6 protein-coding genes are annotated in these 19,672 nt (G+C 75.8%); 3 read left to right on the top strand and 3 right to left on the bottom strand.

Features of this window, described 5'->3' with window-relative positions; translation table 11 throughout:
* Positions 1–75: 75 nt before the first annotated feature.
* From ABD323_RS08800 to ABD323_RS08790, 3 genes are all read left to right on the top strand, one after another.
* Positions 76–960, top strand: coding sequence for a helix-turn-helix transcriptional regulator (locus ABD323_RS08800; protein ID WP_344440680.1), 885 nt, complete (start codon positions 76–78; stop codon positions 958–960).
* 64 nt (positions 961–1,024) lie between these two features.
* Complete coding sequence (locus tag ABD323_RS08795; RefSeq protein WP_344440679.1) at positions 1,025–1,465, top strand: helix-turn-helix domain-containing protein; 441 nt, start codon at positions 1,025–1,027, stop codon at positions 1,463–1,465.
* 46 nt (positions 1,466–1,511) lie between these two features.
* Positions 1,512–2,984, top strand: coding sequence for an alpha/beta hydrolase fold domain-containing protein (locus ABD323_RS08790; protein WP_344440678.1), 1,473 nt, complete (start codon positions 1,512–1,514; stop codon positions 2,982–2,984).
* A gap of 88 nt (positions 2,985–3,072) precedes the next feature.
* On the opposite strand, the gene eccCa is transcribed toward ABD323_RS08790, so the two are convergent.
* The 3 genes from eccCa to ABD323_RS08775 all read right to left on the bottom strand — a co-directional run.
* The gene (eccCa, locus tag ABD323_RS08785) at positions 3,073–7,146 is read right to left on the bottom strand and encodes a type VII secretion protein EccCa (RefSeq protein ID WP_344440677.1); all 4,074 of its coding nucleotides are present in this window, start codon (positions 7,144–7,146) and stop codon (positions 3,073–3,075) included.
* Positions 7,146–7,655, bottom strand: coding sequence for a YbaB/EbfC family nucleoid-associated protein (locus tag ABD323_RS08780; RefSeq protein ID WP_344440676.1), 510 nt, complete (start codon positions 7,653–7,655; stop codon positions 7,146–7,148). The genes eccCa and ABD323_RS08780 overlap by 1 nt, the downstream gene beginning before the upstream one ends.
* Before the next feature lie 221 nt (positions 7,656–7,876).
* The coding region (locus tag ABD323_RS08775) for a hypothetical protein (RefSeq protein WP_425555915.1) at positions 7,877–19,672 on the bottom strand (11,796 nt) is incomplete at its 5' end.

Below are 19,672 nucleotides of genomic sequence, written 5' to 3'. Positions count from 1 at the left end.
CGCCCGCAGCCTGGTACCCGGCGTGCCACCCTCGGGCGTGGACCGGGCCCGGTCGCGTCGGCGACGATGGCCGACGTGAACGATCGACAGAGCGGTAGGCGGGCCGAGTTGGCGGCCTTCCTGCGCGCGGCGCGCGCGCGGATCCGGCCCGAGGACGTCGGGCTGCGGGGCGGCGGACGGCGTCGCACGCCCGGCCTGCGCCGCCAGGAGGTGGCCGAACTGGCGGCGGTGAGCGTCGACTGGTACATCCGGGTGGAGCAGGGCCGGGTCGGGGCGCCCGGGTCCGCGGTGCTCGACGCCATCGGCGCGGCCCTGCGGCTGACGCCCGCCGAGCGCGAGTACCTGCACCTCACCGCACGCGGTGAGGCACCGCCGCGCCGGCACGTGGCGGCGCCGGTGTCGGCGTCGCTGCGCGCGGTGCTGGACGGCATGCCCCTGCTGCCGGCGTACGTCGTCGACCACCGGCTCGACGTCATGGCGTGGAACGGCGCGGCCTCGGCCCTGTTCGGTGCCGGCTTCGGCTCGGGCCGGGCCGACAACACCGCCCGGCTGACCTTCCTGGACCCCGAGAGCCGCCGGACCCAGCTGACCTGGGAGCAGTTCGCGCGCGAGACGGTCGGCGCCCTGCGGTCCGCCTCCGCCCGGCACCGCGACGACCGGCGGCTGCGCGCGGTCGTGGCGGAGCTGCGGGCCGGCAGCCGGGAGTTCGACCTGTGGTGGGAGGACCGGACGGTCCGTGAGCGCTCGCACGGCTCGAAGCGGATCCGGCACCCGGTGGGCGGCGAGCTGAGTGTCTGCTACGACCTGCTCGCCGCCACCGACGGCTCCGACCAGCGGCTGGTGATCCTCACCCCCGCCGACGAGGCGACCGAGCGGGCGGTGCGCCTGCTGGTCGCCGACTACTCGCAGGGCGCCGTGGGCGGGCCGAACCAGGTCCTCAGGGCGGCCCGGACCGCCTGACGCCCGGGCTGACAGCGGCCTCGCGCCCGCCCGCTGTCAGCCCCGGCCACTACGCTGGGGACCCGTGGCAGCCCACCCGCCCTCCCGTCATCTGCTGCGCGCCAAGGACCTCGTCGACGCCCGGTACGCCGAGCCGCTGCGGGTCGCCGAGCTGGCCGCGGCCGCCGGCCTCTCCCCCGCGCACTTCAGCCGCGCCTTCCGCCGTGCCTTCGGCGAGTCGCCGCACGTCTACCTGCTCACCCGCCGCCTGGAGCGGGCGGCCGCGCTGCTGCGCACCACCGACCGGCCGGTCACCCAGATCTGCTTCGACGTGGGGCTCAGCAGCCTCGGCTCCTTCACCACCAGCTTCACCCGGATGTTCGGGCTGGCCCCCGCCGCCTACCGCGCGGCCTTCCCCCCGGCGGTCGCGCACGCCATCGTCCCGGCCTGCGTGCTGCGCGCCTACGGGCGGCCACAACACCGCACGTTTCGAGAAGACGGTGCGGACGGGCCCGGAATAGCGTGACGGTATTCCCCCCGACATTCCGCCCGACGAAGGCCAGGAGAGTCCGATGATCCGCATCACCAACGCACAGATCTGGGTCCACGACCAGGAGGAGGCGCTCGCCTTCTACACCGACAAGGTCGGCCTGGAGGTCCGCGCCGACGTGACCATTCCCGAGCTCGGCGACTTCCGCTGGCTCTCCGTCGGCCCGGTCGGGCAGGACGACATCGCCATCGTGCTGATGGAGATCCCCGGCCCGCCGCTCTTCGACGCCGAGACGTCGGCGCAGGTGCGCGAGCTGACCGCCAAGGGCGCCACCGGCACGGTCTTCCTGGGCACCGACGACTGCGACGCCTCCTACGCCGAGATGGTGGCCCGCGGCGTGGAGTTCATCGACAAGCCGGAGGACCGCCCCTACGGCCGGGACGCCTCCTTCCGCGACCCGTCCGGCAACAACATCCGGCTGACCCAGGTCAGCGAGCAGGCCTCCCCCACGCCGCCTCCCCGCCCCCGGGCGGCCCCCCGCGCGGGGGGGGGGCGGGCGCCGGTGCTCCGAACGGCGCAGCACCGGCGGCCGGCCCGGCGGGCGCGGCGTAGCTTCAGGGCCATGCCCCTCGACCCGGCCCTCGCGACGCTGACCGAGCAGGTCGACGCCCGCCCGCCCCTGCTGATCGCCGACACCGCCCCCGACGAGCTGCGGGCGGTGATCGGCCGGGCGCACGCCGCCACCGCCGCCCGGCCGGTCGAGGTCGGCTCGGTCGTGGACGGCGCGCTGCCGGGTCCGGACGGGGACGTGCCGGTGCGGGTCTACCGTCCGTCCGGCGGCGGCCCCGCCCCCACGGTGGTCTTCTTCCACGGCGGCGGCTGGATCGCCGGCGACCTGGAGACCCACGACGGGGTGGCTCGGCGGATCTGCCGCGACCTGGACGCCGTCGTCGTCGCGGTGCACTACCGCCGCGCCCCCGAGCACCCGTTCCCCGCGCCGCTGGCGGACTGCCTGGCGGCGGCCCGCTGGGTGGCCGACCACATCGAGGAGTTCGGCGGGCGCCGAACGGCGCTCGCGGTGGCGGGCGACGGCGCGGGCGCCACCCTGGCGGCGGTCACCGCGCTGACCTTCCGGGACGAGGGCCGCCCGCTCGCCGCCCAGCTGCTCGCCTACCCGCCGGTGGACTTCCTCGGCGGCTACGGCTCGCACGTCGAGTACACCGACGGCTACCTGCTCACCTTCCAGATGCTGCAGGACATCCGGGAGTTGTACCTGGGCGACGACCAGCAGGCAGCTGCCGACTGGCGGGCCTCGCCGCTGCGCGCGCCGTCCCACCAGGGTCTGGCGCCGGCCGTGATCGGGACCGCCCAGTACGACCCGCTCTGTGACGAGGGCCTGGCCTACGCCAACAAGCTGCGCGCGGCCGGCGTCGACGTGGTGCACCACACCTGCGACGGTCTGACCCACGCGTTCCTGCACCTGACTGGCACCTCGCGCGGCGCCGACGCCGCGACCGGCCGGCTGCTCGCCGAACTGGCCCGCCGGCTCACCTGACCACGCCGCCGCGGCCGATCAGCACCGCGCGCCGGTGTCCCGGCCCACCCGACACGGGGCGGGCCGGTCCGGGCCACCGGCGCGCGGGTCACTCCTGCACGTGCTCCTCCGCCTGCGGCGACACCTCGCGCTCCTGTGACTCCTCGGCCGGCAGTGCCAGTTGGACCACGGTGGCCGGGTGGCTGCGGCGCACCAGCAGCCCGCGCCCGGGCGGGCGCACGCTCGCCCGCTCCCCGCCGACCAGCGCGCCCTCGCGCGGGTCCCCGGAGAGCAGCAGGCCGGCGGCGCCCAGCTCGCGGGCCCGCCCCAGCAGCGGCTCGGTCAGCTGGGTGCGGCTGCTGTCGGCCACCCGCCGGGCGGCCACCAGGTGCAGCCCGATCTCGCGCGCCTGCGGGAGGTAGTCGGCCAGTGGCGCCAGCGGCGACTGGCGGCCGCCGCCGACCAGGTCGTAGTCGTCCACCACCAGGTAGAACTCCGGGCCGCTCCACCAGCTGCGCTCGCGCAGCTGGCGCTGGGTCACCTCGGCGGGCGGGAGGCGCTCGGCGAGCTTGGCGGTGACCTGCTCGACGTAGGCGCGGGCCGCGGCCGAGTCGCCCGCGTAGGCGCCCAGGTGGTCCTCGGGGACGCCGCCCAGCAGGCTGCGCCGGTAGTCGAAGACCACGAAGCGGACCTCGGAGGCCGGGCGCCGGGCGGCCAGCTGGGCCATCCACATCCGCAGGAAGGAGGACTTGCCGGCGCCCGAGTCGCCGTAGACCAGCAGGTGCGGCTCGTCGCCGTCCAGGTCCAGGTGGACGGCGGCCAGATCGTCCTCGCCGATGCCGATCGCCGGCCCGGCGGGCAACGGCGTTACCGGGGCCGGCAGTTCGGCCGGCGTCAGCCGGGCGGGCAGCATCCGGATCGCCGGGGCCGGGGTGCCGGTCCAGCCGGCCGCGATCTTGGCGATCGCCTCCTGCTGGGCCTCGGCCAGCCCCTCGGTGCCCTCCCGGCCGTCCAGGCGGGGCAGCGCGACCTGGAACTCCAGGCCCTGCGGGGAGAGTCCGCGGCCGGCCCCGGCCCCGACCAGTCGGCGGGCCGCGCGCCGGTCGAGTTCGGAGTCGGCCGGGTCGTTGAGCCGCAGTTCGAGCCGGGCCGAGAAGGCGTCCCGCAGCGCCATCCGCAGGTCCGCCCAGCGGTTGGCGGTGAGCACCAGGTGCACGCCCACGCCCAGTCCGCGCCCGGCGATGTCCAGCAGCGCCTCGTCGATGCCCTCCACCTCGGCCCGGGCCGCGCCCCAGCCGTCCACCAGCAGGAAGAGGTCGGCGGCCCGGGTGCCGGGCGCCAGCTCGCCGGCCTCCCGCCGGCGGCGGAACTCGGCGACCGCGTCGATGCCCGACTCGCGGAAGAACCGCTCGCGCTCGCCGATCAGTTGGGCCACCTCGGCGAGCGCCCGGCGGACCCGCTGGCCGTCGTGCCGCCCGGCCACCCCGCTCACGTGCGGGGCGGCCTCGAAGGGCAGCAGCGAGCCGCCGCCGAAGTCCAGGCAGAGGAACTGCAGTTGGTCGGGCGTGTGGGTGAGCGTCGCGGAGAGCAGCAGCGAGCGCAGGAAGACGCTCTTGCCGGACTGCGGGGCGCCGACCAGGGCGAGGTGGCCGTGCTCGCGGCCGAAGTCCGGCACCAGCGGCTGCTGTCGCTGGCGCAGCGGGATGTCCAGCACGCCCACCGGGACGCTCAGTTCGCCGCGCCTGGGCCACCACTCGGCGGTCAGCCCGTGACCGGGCTGCAGGGCCACCGGTCCGGTCAGGCTGTCCAGCGGCAGCGCGCCGGGCAGCGGCGGCAGCCAGACCTGGTGCACCGACTGTCCCGAACGGCAGAGGCGTTCGACCAGCACCTGCATCTCGGTGGGACCGGCCAGCAGCGGCCGGGGCCGCTGGGTGCCGGCGGGCAGCGCCGGTTCGGCGTCCGGGTCGGCCGCCACCCGCAGCGCGAACTCCGCCACCGTCGGTGTAGTGGAGCCGAGTTCGGCCCGACGCTGGTCGGCCGACAGGTGCGGCCCGGAGACGTGGGCGACCCGGAAGCGCTCGTAGAGCGACTCGGCGACCTTGAGGTAGGCCGAGCCGGGGATCGGCGGCAGCCGGTAGGCGTCGGGGGTGCCGATCACCGTGCGGGACTCGGCGGCGGAGAAGGTGCGCAGGCAGATCCGGTAGGAGAGGTTGGCGTCCAGGCCGCGCAGCCGGCCCTCCTCCAGCCGCTGCGAGGCCAGCAGCAGGTGCATGCCCAGGCTGCGGCCGACCCGGCCGATCTGCCCGAAGAGCTCGATGAAGTCGGGCCGCCCGTTCAGCAGTTCACCGAACTCGTCGACGACGATCAGCAGGTAGGGCAGCGCCTCCAGCGGCTTGCCGTCCGGGCCGGGGTGGCCGGCCGCCCGGCGCAGCTGGTACTCGCGCACCGAGTCCAGGTTGCCCGCGTCGCGCAGCATCCGCTGCCGGCGCTGCTGCTCGCCCACCAGCGCGTCACGGACCCGGTCGACGAGCGCCAGGTCGTCCACCAGGTTGGTGATCAGGCCGGCCACGTGCGGCAGTTCGGTGACGCCGGCGAAGGTGGCACCGCCCTTGAAGTCGATCAGCACCAGGCTCAGCAGGTCCGGCGCGTGGGTGGTGGTCAGCCCGCTGACCAGGGTCCGCAGCAGCTCGCTCTTGCCCGAGCCGGTCGCGCCGACCACCAGTCCGTGCGGGCCCATGCCGCCCTGGGCCGCCTCCTTGAGGTCCAGCAGCAGCGGCCGCCCCTCGCCGTCGAAGCCGATCGGGACCCGCAGCACCGCCTCCTGGTCGGGGGCGACCCACTGGTCCTGCGGCTCGAAGGTCTCCAGGTCGGCCACCCCCAGCAGGGCGGGCAGCGAGACGGTCTGGGCCAGGATCTCCTCGCCCTCGGCGGAGAGCCGCAGCGGGGCCAGCGCGCGGGCGATCGCCTCGCAGAGCTCGGGCTCCGGCCGGTCGGCGACCGCGTCGCCGACCTGGGCGCCCTGGTCGGCGCGCCGGCCCTCGACCGCCAGCGCGCCGTCCGCTGCGACCCGCACCCGCAGGTCGGCCCGGGTCGGCTCGTCGGACTCCCGCTCGACCACGCAGACCACGGTGATCGCGGTGCCCGGTCCGGCCGCCTCCAGCAGCTGGGTGGCGACGGCCGAACGGGCCCAGGCGGTGCGCGGGTCGTAGCGGTCCAGGAAGACCACCAGGCGCCGGCGGGTGTCGGCGCCGCCGGGAGCCGCCAACGGGCCGCGGCGGGCGGACTGCTGGTGGCGGGCGGTGGTCAGCCGGGCCTGCAGGTGGTCGGCCAGGCCCTCGAAGTCCTCGGCCACCAGGGGGACGACCCCGGCCTCGCCGACGGCCTCCGGCTCGTGGGTGTGCGGCAGCCACTTCGCCCAGTTCCAGTCCTCGCCACCGGTGACCACGGCGATCGCCAGGTCGTCCGGGGCGTGCCCCACGGCGAGCTGGCAGAGCACCGCGCGGGCCAGCGCCCGGGCCAGCTCGGCCGGGCCGAGCACGCTCACCACGCCGGCCCGGGCCAGGTCGATCACCGCGGGCTGCCGGCCGACCGCGGACATCGAGGCGATCAGCTGCTCGGCCGCGGTCCTGGCCCGCAGGTCGTACTCGACCGTCGGGTCGTTGCGGCCGGCCAGCCGGATCGGGGTGGTCAGCGGCGCGTGCCCCACCCCGATCCGCACCCGCAGGAAGTCGGGGTCGGTCACCCGCCGTTCCCAGACCCGGCGGCGGCGGACCGCGATCGCCCGCAGCCGGTGCGGCGAGGGGTGCTGCCAGGCCGACACCACCCGCTGGTCGGCCGCCACCTGACGGGCCGTGCGACGGACCTCGATCAGGTGCTCCAGGTAGCGGTCACGGGCCCGGGTCCGGGCCTTGCGCTGGGTGCCGCGCAGCTGCATCCGCACACCGACGGTCACCCCGATCGAGAGCAGGACGAAGGCAATGCCGAGCAGGATCAGCATCTTCTTGCCGGCCACGATCATGTAGCCGGCCATGCTGATGCTGGAGAGCAGCGGCATCAGCAGCATCACCCAGGACGCGTTGGAGTCCTTGCCCGGGGGCTGCGGCGGCGCGGCGAGCACCACCGGCTCGGTGGGCAGCTGCGGCGGCAGGACCCGGGCCGGGCGGTGGAAGACGATCCGGGACATCAGGGCTCCCGGCGCGCGGTCGGGGCGGGGGCAGGGGCGGGGTCCGCGGGTCCGGCCGGTCCGGGGGCGGGGGCTGCCGGGCGGAAGGTCCGGCGGGCCGCGAAGCCGGCCGGGGCCGGGAAGGCCGGGGGCACCGGGAAGGGGGGCGGCGCGGCCGGGCGGCGCACCGCCGCGGCCTGCCGGATGGTCGCCAGGATCCCCGTCAGCTCGCCGGAGACCGCGCCGAGCTGCTCGGAACGCCGCTCGATCGCGGCCTGGTGCGCGTGCTGGACGGCGGTGACGACCAGGTCGGCCAGCCCCTGCGGATCCTCCGGGTCGATCACCGACGCGTCGATCAGCAGGTCCAGCAACCGCCCGTCACCGCCCACCCGCGCGGTCACCAGGCCGGCGGCGGCGTGCCCGGTGCTGGACCCCTCCGTCAGCTCCTCCTGCGCCTCGCGCAGGTCGTCCTGGAGGCGCTGCGCGCGCTGCCGCAGGGCAGCGAAGTCGGGCTGTACGGGGTCGGGCATGGAGCGGCTCTCTTCTCGTACGGGTCGGCATCGGCCCGGCCGGCGAGGGGGTGCGGCCGGGGCCTGGGCGGTCGGGGTCGGCGCGCGGCGGACGGCCGCCGGTGACCTGGGCACTCCTGCACGATCATGGTGCTGGCGACGGGCCGGATCTGCCCAGGTCCCCGTTCGGGGACCACCGGTCGTCGCGCCGCCCGCCGGTCGGCACGGCCGGGGCCGCGGGGTCAGGGCGTCTCGCAGTTGCCCACCTTCAGGTCGGGCGCCTCGGGCCGGCCCGCCAGCGCTTGCTGGAGGTCGGGCCGGGTCACGTGCCAGAGCCGCTCGTCCGGATCCACCGGCAGCAGGCCCAACGGACGCAGCAGTCCGGGCTCCTCGGCGCTGGTGCCGGTGCTCACCAGGACGTGCTCGGCGGCCTCGTCCACGGCGAGTCTGGCCACCCGGTGGAAGAGCGCGTCGGTGATCTGCCGCTGGCGGCCCTCGCTGTCGTCGGGGAGCAGCGAGGCGGTGTGCACGACCCGGAGCGGGTGGCCGCCGGTCGCGGTCAGCGGCAGCAGCGGGTGGTCGGTGGGCAGGGAGGCTCCGTCGAGCTCGCCCACCTGGTAGCGCAGCAGGCCCATCGCCCGGCCGTCCCGCGGGTCCAGGGTGCCGTCCGGAGCCGGGGCGTGCCAGCTCTGCGCCTCCAGCCGGCCGGTGATCAGGTCCTTGGCGGGCAGCAGCGGGACGGTGACCGGCGGGGTGGGGAGCGGCGGCGCACTGGTCGTGGGCTTGGGGCTCGTGGCGGTGGTGCTCGTGGGCGTGGTGCTCGTGGGCGTGGTGCTCGTGGCGGTGGTGACGGCCCTGGGGTCGGCCTCCAGCCGCGCGGGCGGGTGGACACCGGTCACCACGACGGCCGGCTCGGGCAGGTCGACGTCGAGGTCGAGGTCGATGGTCTCGACGGTGAACGTCGGCGCCACCTGGACGACCGCCGGGGACGGCTGCGGCAGCTCGATCTCGATGGTCTCCACCGTGAACGCCGCGGGGACCCCGGGGTCCACCGTCACCGGGAGGACACCCGCCGGGTCGGCCTCGACCTCCACGGACTCCACCGTGTACCCGGTCGCGGCGGGCGCGCTGGTGACCGACGTGACCGGTGCCGGGACGGGTGGCGCGGTCACCACGATGGTGGGCACCGCCGTCGGGATCGCGGTCGGCACCGCGGTCGGCACCGGCGGCCACTGGGTGCCCTGGCGGGCGGTGCTGGTGAAGTAGGTCTGCCGGGTCCCCTCGACCTGCTCCCTGACCTCCTCCTTGGGGATCGAGACCGCGAACGGCACCACCCCGGCGAGCGCGGGCGCCGCGGCCTGCGCCTTGGCACCGGTCCCGTGGTGGAAGGTGAAGGTGAACTCGACGTGCCCGTCGAAGTGCACCAGCGGGATCGGGATCTTCGAGCTGGCGATGGCCCGCCCGCCGTCCGCGTGCTCCGCGCCGCGGCGCTTGCGGTAGCCACCGCCGAAGGTGAGGACGGTGGCGAACCTGCCCGGCAGCTTGGAGAACTCCGCGCCCAGCTGAGCGGTGAACTGGCCGTGCCGTGAGGTCAGGTCGCGCTCGGTGCGCCGCCCGCTGGTCTCGCCGGTCAGCGCGACCTCGGCGCCCTTCTCCTCCCGGTCGTAGGCGAGGTCGACCACCTTCGCGGTGACCGAGACCCAGGCGCTCCTGCCGTTCACCAGGAAGGGCTCGCTGCGCAGTTCCCCGCCCGCGGTCAGCCGCGGCAGGTTCGTGCGGAGCTTCTCGCGGCTGAAGGCGCCCATGACCTTGTCCGAACGCCGCACCCCGCCGGGGCCCTTGCTGTCCCAGGCACCCCGGTAGGCCTGCCGGCCACCGGCGTCCAGCAGGCTGCGCAGCGAGCCGACGTCGGGCAGGTCGCGGATCGGGTGGTGGGCGGCCAGGCCCTCGTCCCAGAGGGCGGGCGGCGGCACCTGGAGGGTCCGCGGCTCGGCCTGGCGCACGGCGTCGACCGCGCGGGCCTCGGGGGTGTGCTGGCCGCCGGCCGTCGCGCGGGCCGAGCCGGCGTCGCTCGCCGGTACGGCGTCGGCGGTCTCCACCAGCGCCTGGAAGAAGACCTCGGCGTAGCCGTGCGCGTGCTCCCTGACGCCGATGCCGGACGTGGTCATCGGGCTGACGGCACCGCCGCCGGTCGCCGCGGCGGCGAGTTTGGCCTGGGCCGCGGCCCGGATCCGGTCGCCGGTCCGGTTGGCCCGGGCGTCGTACTGGCGGCGCAGCGCCGCCACCTCGGCCTCGGTCCCGGGCTGTCCGCGCAACAGGTCGATCCGGTGCTGGAGCCAGTCGAGCCGGTGCTGGACCGCCGGGGTCTCGACCGGGATCCGCTGGTCGACCTTGCGGCCCCACGGCCGCCAGGGCCGGCGGAACTCGAAGTGCAGGACCGCCACGCCGTCGTAGACGCTGCCGGGGACCTTGCTCTTGGTGGAGACGCCGCCGCGCGCCGCACTGTTGCTCTGCGCCGTGTGGTCCTGGCCGCTGACGTGGGCGAGCGTCCCGCCGGCGACCAGCGCGGCCGGCAGCACGCCGATCGGGTCGGTGGTGGCCACCACCTGCAGGCTGGTGGCCTGGCTCGCGCTCGTCGTCCTCGTCGCCACCGCGTCGGTGACGGCACCGGCGAGGCCGCCGGTGGAACCGCTGTTGAACTCGGTGGCCTTGGTGTTGGCGCTGTGCTGCAGCTCCTTGATCCCGGCGGTCACCGTGACGCTGCCGCCCTTGACCGCGATCACCCACGGCTGGCCCGCCATCAGGGACTTCATCCGCGGCTGCAGGGCGCCGGCGGTGAACTTCCGGCCCAGGCTGCGCTTCGCGGCGGCCCAGGCGGCGGGCGAGCCGAAGACGTGCTCGCCGGTCCGGTCCAGCTGGTCCAGGACGGCCGCGGTGGCCGCCCGGTCCCCCGGGGCGTGCAGGGGCGGCGCCGTAACGGTGGCGGTGGCACCCGGGACCGGGACCGGCAGCGGGGGTTGGACCGTCAGCACGATGTCGCTGGCGCCGAGCACCAGCGACTTCGCGATCCGCGGCGGCGGGCTGTAGTACCGGGTGGGCGCCGGCTTCTGCTGGGTGGCCGGGTCGATCGGCAGGTCACGCAGCGGGACGGCGAACTCCGCCTCGGTGGTGGCCCGCAGGGTCCGCGTGCCACCGGGGACGCCCAGCGGGTGGGTGAGCCTCACCTCGACGGCGAAGTCCAGCGTGCCCCTGAAGAGCGCGGCGGGCTCGACCGTCTTGCCCTTGGAGACCGCGCTGGCCGCGCTGTCGAGGATCTCGCCGGTCAGGCTGTCGGCGGTGCGCACGTGGCCGGCGGTGATCGAGGTGTACGGGACCTTGGCGCTCACGGCGGCCGAGGCACTGCGGCTGCCCTGGTCGTCGCTCGCCTCGCCGGCGGTGACGGAGGACTCGGTGCCGATCTCGAACTCGAAGTCCTTGATGGGCTTCAGGTACTCCGTCGTCGCCACCGAGGCGCCGGTGACGGTGATCTCGGCCGTCGTGCCGTTCGCCGAGACCGTGGTGCCCCAGCGCTTGTCGGCGGTCAGGGCGGCCAGCTGGGGGCGCAGCGCGATCGCGTCGAAGTACGGCGTCAGGTCCGCCTCGACCTGGTCCCAGTGCTCCCCGAAGGTGGGGCGCAGGGCCGCGCGCAGCGACTTGACGACGGCGAGGCCGTCGCCGAATCCGGTGACCACGTCGGAGGCGCCGAGCTGACCGAACTGCGCCACCCGCGCGGGCGGTTGGACCGCCGGCACCGGCGTGGTCGCGGCCGTGGCGGCCACCGGTGGCGCTGCCGTGGCGGTGACCGCGGCCGTGGCAGCGGCGGCGGCCGCGGCCGTCACCGCCGCCTCGGCGTCGGCGAGCGTGAAGACCTGCCGGCTCGGCTGCGCGTCGGTCGTCACGTACGGCTCAGTGAGCGACTTCGGCACCGCCACCACGAACCGGACGTCCGTCTGCCCGCCGACCCCCTGCGTGGGCCTGCCCTGTTCGGTGATGCCCAGGCCCACCGTCGCGGTCGCCAGGTAGAGCACCATCGGCTCGGCGAACTTGCCGGCCGCGACCGCGCTGCTGCCCTGTCCCGAGCGCAGCCCCTCGCGGTGCCGGGATCCGTGGCCGCCGCCGACCAGCGGGACCGACAGCGAGCTGCCACCGGGCAACTCGCCCTGGTAGCCGCCCTGTCCCTGCCCCGCGAAGGTGCGCCAGTGGGTGTCGCGCAGTGAACTGCTCTCGGCGGCCTCGTTGGTGAGGTTGAGCTCGGCCTTGTCCATCACCCGGAGGAACTCCAGCCGATGCACCTGGGCGGTGGCCGAGACCCGGGTGTCGCCGTGCAGCGGGCGGGCCGGCGCCGGGCTCTGCGCCGGCAGGCCGCGGGACATCGAGGGCAGCCAGGCGGCCAGCTTCTCGCGGCCGAACGCGCCGCGCAGTGAGGGCCGCAGTCCGCTCCAGTCGCCGCCGAAGAAGCGCCCGCCCAGGGTGTTCAGCAGGGCGTCCAGGCTCGGCAGGGGTCGGCTGCCCGGGGTCCGCGCGGGCTGCGGGCCGAGCAGGACGTCGTAGACCACCGCGTTCTGCGGCAGTCCGGGGGTGCCGCCGGGCTGCAGGCCCCAGAGCTCGGGGCGGGGGCGCCAGGCCGTCGACTGCGGTGCCAGCAGCGGCGCTTCGAGCAGCTGCGGACCGCTCGCACCGGCCGGCGCGGTGAAGGTCTCGGGGGCGTCCACGCGTTGGGCCTCGCCGACCTCGATGACCGCCTGGAAGCCGACGGTCGCGGTGGCCGTGGGGGTGCCGGCGGTGACCGGAGCGGTCACCGACACCCGTGCCGGATCGGAGACATGACGGAACGTCAGGGTGGCGATGCCCTGGAAGACCACGCCCGGCACCTTGGCCTTGACGCCGCTGCCGGAGCGCAGCGCGACCTGCTCGACCTCGGTGTGGTCCCGGCCGAACTGCGCCGAGCCGCCGCCGGTCGCCCGCAGCGGGCCACCGCCGATCGCGGTCTGCTGGACGGTGAAGGGCAGTTGGCCGCTCAGGCTGGTGGTGGCGCCGGTGCTGTAGGTGCGCAGCGCGTCCGTGCCGGTGTTGAACTCGGTCTGGTCGGTGGTGCGCAGCTGGGACATCTCGGCCACGTGGGCGGAGATCACGATGCTGCCCCGGCCCCCGGAGAGCAGCACCTCCAGGGGGTCGCCGGCCATCATCGACTTCAGGGCGGTCTGCAGGCCCAGCAGGCTGACCTGGCCGAGGAGTTCGGCCCGCACGGTGGGCCAGGCCGAGCCGAACTCGCCCCGGCCGAAGGCCTCCAGCGAGCCCGGGGTGCCGGCGTCGCCGAGCAGCGAACGCACACCGGTCCCCAGGCGCCGGCCGCCCGCGTCCACCGCGTAGAGGTCGCGGACGATGTCCGATCCGCCCAGCGCGAGGCTCTGCTCCACCCGCAGCGGCGGGCGGTGGTGGCCGGCCTTGGCGGGTACCGTGGCGTTCGCCGCCTCGGCGGCGGGGACGGCCACCGGTACCGGGAGCGTGATCTGGGCGCGGTTGGCCCGCGGACCGGTCGCGGCGCCCACCGGCATCCGCTGGTCGGCGCGCTTGACCTTCGAGAAGTCGAAGTCGAGCCGGATGTCCGCGGTGATCCGCAGCGCCGGCTCGGGAGTCTTGCCGCGGTTGAACATCCGGCCGCTGGAGGAGACCAGCGTGCTGTGCGAGGAGTCGGCGACCGCCGTGAGCTGGCCGCCGGGCGTGGTGTCGGCGGTCGCCTTGCCGCGCAGCAGCAGGCCGCCGGTCGCCCGCCACCGGCGCTCGTGGAAGGTGCCGGTGGTGCCGAAGGAGTCGCTGCCGTCCTCGAACTCCAGCTTGGGGAAGGCTCCCTGGGTGGTGGCGCTCAGCACGGTGGCGGTCACCGCGATCGTGCCGCTCCAACCGCCGACCTCCAGGGAGACCGGCAGGGCGTCGCCCCGGGTCATCCCGGAGAGCCGCGGCTGCAGCGACTGCAGGCTCAGCTCCTGGGCCACCTGCTGCTTCACCTCGAGGATCTCGGCCGGTTCCAGGATGCCGACCAGGTGGCCGCCGAGCGCCTCGACCACCAGGTCGTCCGCGCCCGGGATCGGCAGCACCCGGTCGCCCGCGCCGAGTTGACCGTCCTCGGTGAGCCGGGTGGGCGGCGGGTGGAGACCGGGCACGCCCGGCAGCATGAGCTGGTCGGGGCCGGAGGCACCGTCGTGCAGCACGGCCTTGATCGGCCGACCGGTGGCACGGCCGACCGACCCGCGCAGCGCGCCGTCGGCGCCGCGCACCTCGATCGAGAGGTCGAGTCCGTGCGCCAGCGCCTCGGCGAAGAAGGGCAGGTCGTCGCGGTGGTAGCTGGTGTCCCAATCGCGGACGGCGGCGGCGAGTTCGGCGGCCGTGTGCTGGGCGCCGGCGCTCGCGACGGTGGTCGGGCCGACCGCGGCGAAACGGACGGGGTCGGAGTGCTCCACCCGGTTGGCCAGCACGGCCGTCAGGTGGGCCCGCACCGCCGGAAGGTACGGCAGCTTCGGGTCGCGGCGGTAGTCCGCCAGCAGCCGGCCGGGGTCGGAGAGCCAGGCGTGCAGGGGGTCGGCGGGGGTGAGCGCCCCCGCGGCGGTGAGGTGGTCCCGGACGTGCACCGGGTCGCTCACGATCACCAGGTCGAGCAGCTCGAAGGCGTCCCGGGGGACGGGGACTTCGGTGGACTTCTTGGCGGCGGGCACGGGCGGCTGCACCGGCGGAGCGGTCTGCGCGGGTGGGGCCGTCTGCGCGGGTGGGGCGGTCTGCACGGGCGCGGCGGTGACCAGGGGCACGGCCACCGGCGGGGTGAGGACCGGCGGGGTGAGGACCGGCGCCGGCGCCACCGGACGCAGTGCCGAGTAGTGCGGGCTGCCGCCGCCGTCGCGGTAGAGGTGAACGGTCGGCCGGCCGGGGACGGTGAGCTGCGTGCCCAGGCCGCCTCCCGCGAACACCCCGAGGTTCAGGCCGAGCGCCTCGGCCGTGACCACCGGGACCTCGTCGAAGAACCCGGTGCTCCACAGGGCCCGGTGCCGGATGGCCGCGTCGACCATCGTGCTGATGCTCGTCCCGTGCAGGGTGACCGGGTCGAGCGGTCGGGTGGTCGGATTGCCCGGGTCGAGCTGCAGCGGCTGGGCGAACTGCGGGCGCTGGGTCAGCACCCGGGCCCAGGTCCGGTTCGACAGGGCCAGCGCGGCCGCCCGCCCCGGGTCGGCCGTGGCCAGCGTGGCCGGGGCCGACAGCGCGTTCAGCACGCTGTCGCGCACCCCGGCCTGCCAGCCGTCCCCGGTCGGGATCGGGCCGGGCAGGCCGGCGACCTGCCAGAGCTGGAAGTCCGTCAGGTCGGCGAGGATCACCTCCAGCGGCCGGCGGCCGATCGAGTCCATGTTCTGCCGGAGCGTCGCCCCCCGCGGGCCGCGCAGCCAGTCCGAGACGGTGCTCCGCAGCCCGGGCACGTCGAGCGACTGCCCGCCCCAGTCGCCGAGTTGGTGGTGGGCACCGGCCAACAGGGAGACAAAAAAGCAGTCGCCGTCCCCCGGCACCGTGAGCGCCTGGTAGGACTGCCCGTGGACGGTGAGGTGGTCGACGTACACGTCGCGCCGGCGGGTGGCGATCTCGGCGGTCGGCACGACCGTAGGGGTGCTCACGGCGGTCGCGGCGGCGCTGCCGGAGCCGGCGGCCGCACCGGCGCCGGTCATGATCGTGCCCGTGAAGGCGCCGGCCGAGGTCACCTCGTCGAGTCCGGCGGGCGGCAGCGCGGCGGGCAGCAGCGCAGCGGACGGCAGCGCCGTCGTGCCGTCCGCCGCACTCACCGCCACCGGGGGCCGGGTCGGCGTCGGCAGGAACTTGACCCACTGGCCCGGTCGGCCCCGCTCGTCCGGCAGCAGGCCGAAGGACGCCCGGCCGATCGTGTCGGAGACGATCACGTCGGTGGTGGCCGCCCAGACGGCGTGGCCGGTCCGGTCGGCCACCGCCTGACCCACGGCGAGCCGGTCGTCCACGGTCGACCCGGCCTTGCAGACGGCCAGGATGATCTCCGCGTGCGCCCCGAGGTTGCCCAGGCTCGGGCGGCGTGCGAGCACCTCGCCGAACTGCGGGCCGTGCAGCTGGGTCTTCCCGGCCGAGGCCGACGTGGTGGCCACCGTCGGCCCGGTCGCCTTCGTCGGCACGGTCGAGACCGTCACCGTCACCTCGGAGCCGTGCGCCACCGCCGTGTAGAGCGGCGTCGAGGCGTCCCATGGGGTCCGGGCGAAGGAGCGGATGTCCGTGCCCGTGAAGTGCCCGCGGCCCGGCTCGACGGCGTTGAAGTGCGCGAACTCGGGCTTGCGGGCGTCGAAGTGGGTCAGCGTCAGCTCGCTGTCGAAGACCCGACCGATCGCGGCGCTCCCCGGGGCCGTGTCGAGCACCGTGCTGACGATCGAGCCGATCTCGTCCGAGGCGCCCGGGAAGGCCGGCAGCGGGCGCTCCGCCACCGGGCCGGGCTCACCTCCGGCCGGCGGGTCCACCACCGCCCCCGGCACCGGCTCCTCACCCGGTCCGCCCCGCGACCCGTCACCCGGGCCCGGCCGGCCGGCGTGCTCCATCCCCCGGTGGAAGGCGTCCCCGCTCGACCGTTCGTCGTCCAGCCAGCGCCCGAGGTCGAGAGCGCCGTCGCCGGTGAGCTTCTCGTGCAGTTCCAGCCAGTCGCGCCGGAACGCCGCCACCTCGTCGCCGAAGCCGCTGTGCGCCGGGTCCCCGGCGTCGATGCCGTAGGAGCGGGCCCCGCCGAAGGCCTCCCCGAAGGCCTCGCCACCGCGCCAGTCGGCGCCCTCCAGGTACGCCTCGTGCTCGATCCGCCGGTCCAGGCCGGCCAGCAGGTCGCGGACGTCCTGCTGGAACGCCCGGTGGCGCGGGTCGAGCGTGTCGTGGACCAGCGGTTCCCTCCCGCTGCGCAGCCCGCCGAGGTGCTCTTCGGCCAGCTCGGTGATCTTGGCCGCGTAGCCGTCGCCGATCCGGTCGAGACCGGCCTCGTCCAGGGTGAGCCCGGCGCGCTCGTCGAGGCGCCCGCGCATCGACGCGAGGGTGTCCTCCAGGTTCTGGTGGTAGCGCAGCCGACCGTCCAGCGCACCGGGCTTCAGCAGGTCCCCCGTGGCGCCGGGGCCACGCAGCCGGTTCGCGGTGGGCGCGCTGCGGTGGCCGTCCCCGGCCGGATCCGAGCCGACCGCCTTGCGGAGGTCCTCGGCCAGGCTCTGCTTGGCCGCGTCGATCACCTCGGGCGACAGACCGCGCCGGTCGCCGGCGTGGTCGAGGGCCGCGTTGGCCTCCGGCAGCACCTCCAGCTCCAGGGTGAAGTGCGCCTGCATCCGCACGCCGGCCCCGCGCAGCGCGTTCTCCGCCGCGTCCTGTTCGCCCGTCAGGTAGTCCCGGAAGCCGCTGCCGCTCTCGTGCGCCGCGCCGAGCTGCTGGAGGACGTCGGACCGCACGGCCTCGACCCGGTGTCCCGGCAGTCGCTCCCCGGGCCCGCCGTCCGCACCGACGCGCCCGTCGTGCAGCGTGGCGAGGTGGTCGAGCACGTACTGGGTGTGCTCCCGCACCTTCTGCGCGTACGCGAAGCGGCCCGGCAGCGAGTCACCCGCCCGATCGAAGACCGGGTCGAGCGAGGTGTGCGGGTCGGCCGAGGAGAGGATCGTGTCGAGGTCGGCCGCCCAGCGGTCCCGCACCACGTCGGCCAGTTCCGCGGAGTCGGCACCGTGCTCGATCTTGCGGCCGAACTCGCTCTTGCCGTTGGACAGTTCGAGCTTACGGTCGAACCGGTCGGGCAGCTCCCCGAGCCGGCGGTCCACGCCGGCGGCCCAGTCGTGGTGCAGGACGGTCAGCTGGTCGCCCGTCAGGTCGTGCAGCCTCCGGTCGCCGATCAGCGCCCGGAAGTCGTCCCGGAGCGCGCTCGCGACCTCGGCCACGACCTCCTTGACCGCACCCGCGTCCAGACCGTCGTGCAGCAGGCCGGCTCCGGTGTCCTTCTCCCAGGCCGCCAGCGCCTGGTCCACCTGGTCGGGGAGCTTCTCCAGGTCCCAGTTGCGCCGCTCGGCCAGGCCGAGCAGGTGGTCGGTGTGTGCCAGCAGCCGCTGCTCGCCGGCGCTGATCAGGTGATCGAGGGCCGAGTCGGGCGCGGGTCGTCCCCCGTGGCCGCCGACCGGACGGTCCGCGGCGTTCAGCCGCCCCCCGGTTGCCACCTCGTCGAAGCCGCCCACCCAGTCGTGGTGGAACCGCGACTCCAGCTCGCTCAGCACGGGCTTGGGCAGATCCGGGTGCCGGTCGGCCAGCGCCTGCCACGCCGCGTGGGCGTCGTCGCGCACACCCGGCAGGTGGTCGGCCGCCGCGTGCAGGTCGGGCAGCGCGTCGGTCACCGCGCGCAGGTCGGCGTCCAGGTCCTCCAGGGCGCGTGCGACGGCGTCGGGGGCGTAGCCGGCCTGGTTCAGCCCGGCCCGGGCCCGGTCGAGCGCGGCCTCGATCTCCAGCGCGGCCTGGTGGGTGACCAGCGCGCCGGTCTCGGGCCGCGGCCGGTGCCCGCCCTCGGGCGTCCAGTCGGCGGCGGAGTGCAGCGCGGCCTGCGCCCGGTGACCGGCCTGGTCCTCGAAGTGCAGGCGGTCGGGCAGGGTGTCGGTCAGGCCGTGCAACTGCTCCTTGACCCGGTCGGGCAGCGCGGGCCCGGCACCGTTCGGATCCTGCGGGCCGTGCGGGTCCGTCGGGCCGTGCGGGCCACCGGGGTCGCGCGGGCCGTGGGCGTCGCCGATGAGCCGGTCCACGATGCCGCGCGCGTCGTGGGCCGCCACCGCCGCGGCGGCGCCGTGCGCGTGGGCGTGCGGGGCGCGGTGGCCGCCGGCGAGCACCGCGTCCAGCTGTGCGTAGTGCAGCCCGCGGGTGACGGTGGGGCCCAAGTCGTGCAGGTGCTGGGTGGCGTCCAGGGTGTCGCGCAGGTTCGCCAGCAGCTCGTTCTCGACGCCGCCCCAGCCCTTGCGGACCCGGTCCAGCGCCGTCGCCCGCGCGCCCCCCTCGGCGGCCGGGTCGCCGGGCGGGGTCCTGCGGAGCTTGGTCAGCTCGTCGTCGAGGCTCGCGCTGAAGGCGTCCCGCAGGTTCTGCCGGCTCTGCTCCCGGACGTCGCGCAGGTCCTGCTCGGACCACTCGGGGTGCGCGGTGTGCCAGCGGTCGAGCGTGCTGTCGAGCAGGCGCCCGGTGTCGCCGAGCAGGTCGCCCGCCTTCGCGTGGAACGCACCGCGGCCGGAGAGGTCGTGGTCGACGGCCTCCAGCGCCCGGTCGAGGGCTCCCTTGGCGTCCACCGTGGTGAACGGCTTCTCCTCCAGCGGCCGGTAGGCGTGGTCGAAGGCGTGGTCGAGGTCGGCGCGGTACTGCGCCGCGGCGTCCTCCACGGTCGCCTCGGAGAGGCCCTCGTGCTTCCACCGGCGCTCGGCACCGGCGACCTTGGAGTCCACCGTGGCGGACCACTTCTGCTGTGCCGCCTCCTTCTCGGCCCGACCGGGGAAGGTCTTGCCGAGGCGGTCGGCGTTCCTGTCCAGCGCCTTGGCCGCCTTGGCCCAGTCGCCCGGGCGGGTGTCCCTGCCGCCGAGGCCCTTCAGGTCCCGGTCGAAGGCGGCGCGCAGGTCGCTCTCGGCCTGCGCGAAGACCTTCTCGCGGCTCGCCGGGTCGAGCTGCCGCAGGCGCCGCGACCCGTTGACCGCCCGGTCGAACTTCTCCCGGAAGGCGTCGCCGGTCCTGCGGTACTTCTCCTCCAGGGCGAGCTTCTGCTCGTAGTCGCCGCGCAGGCGGGCGGTCCTGTCGTCAAAGGCCCTGCCGCGCTCGGGATCGTCACCGAACCGGTCGGGCCGCTCGGGGTGGTCGGCGCCGCCCCTCCCGCCCCGCCCCGACCCGGAGCCCTCGCCACCCCGGCCGCCGGCGTCGGGCCCGCCGTGCCCGTGACCGCCGGCGTCGACCGCGCGCGCGCGGTCGCCGGGGGCGCC

Origin of the sequence: Kitasatospora nipponensis (assembly GCF_039528135.1) — a bacterium.
Classification (GTDB): domain Bacteria; phylum Actinomycetota; class Actinomycetes; order Streptomycetales; family Streptomycetaceae; genus Kitasatospora; species Kitasatospora nipponensis.
Note: the sequence above shows the minus strand (reverse complement) of the source record. Positions and strands in the feature narration are given on the sequence as shown.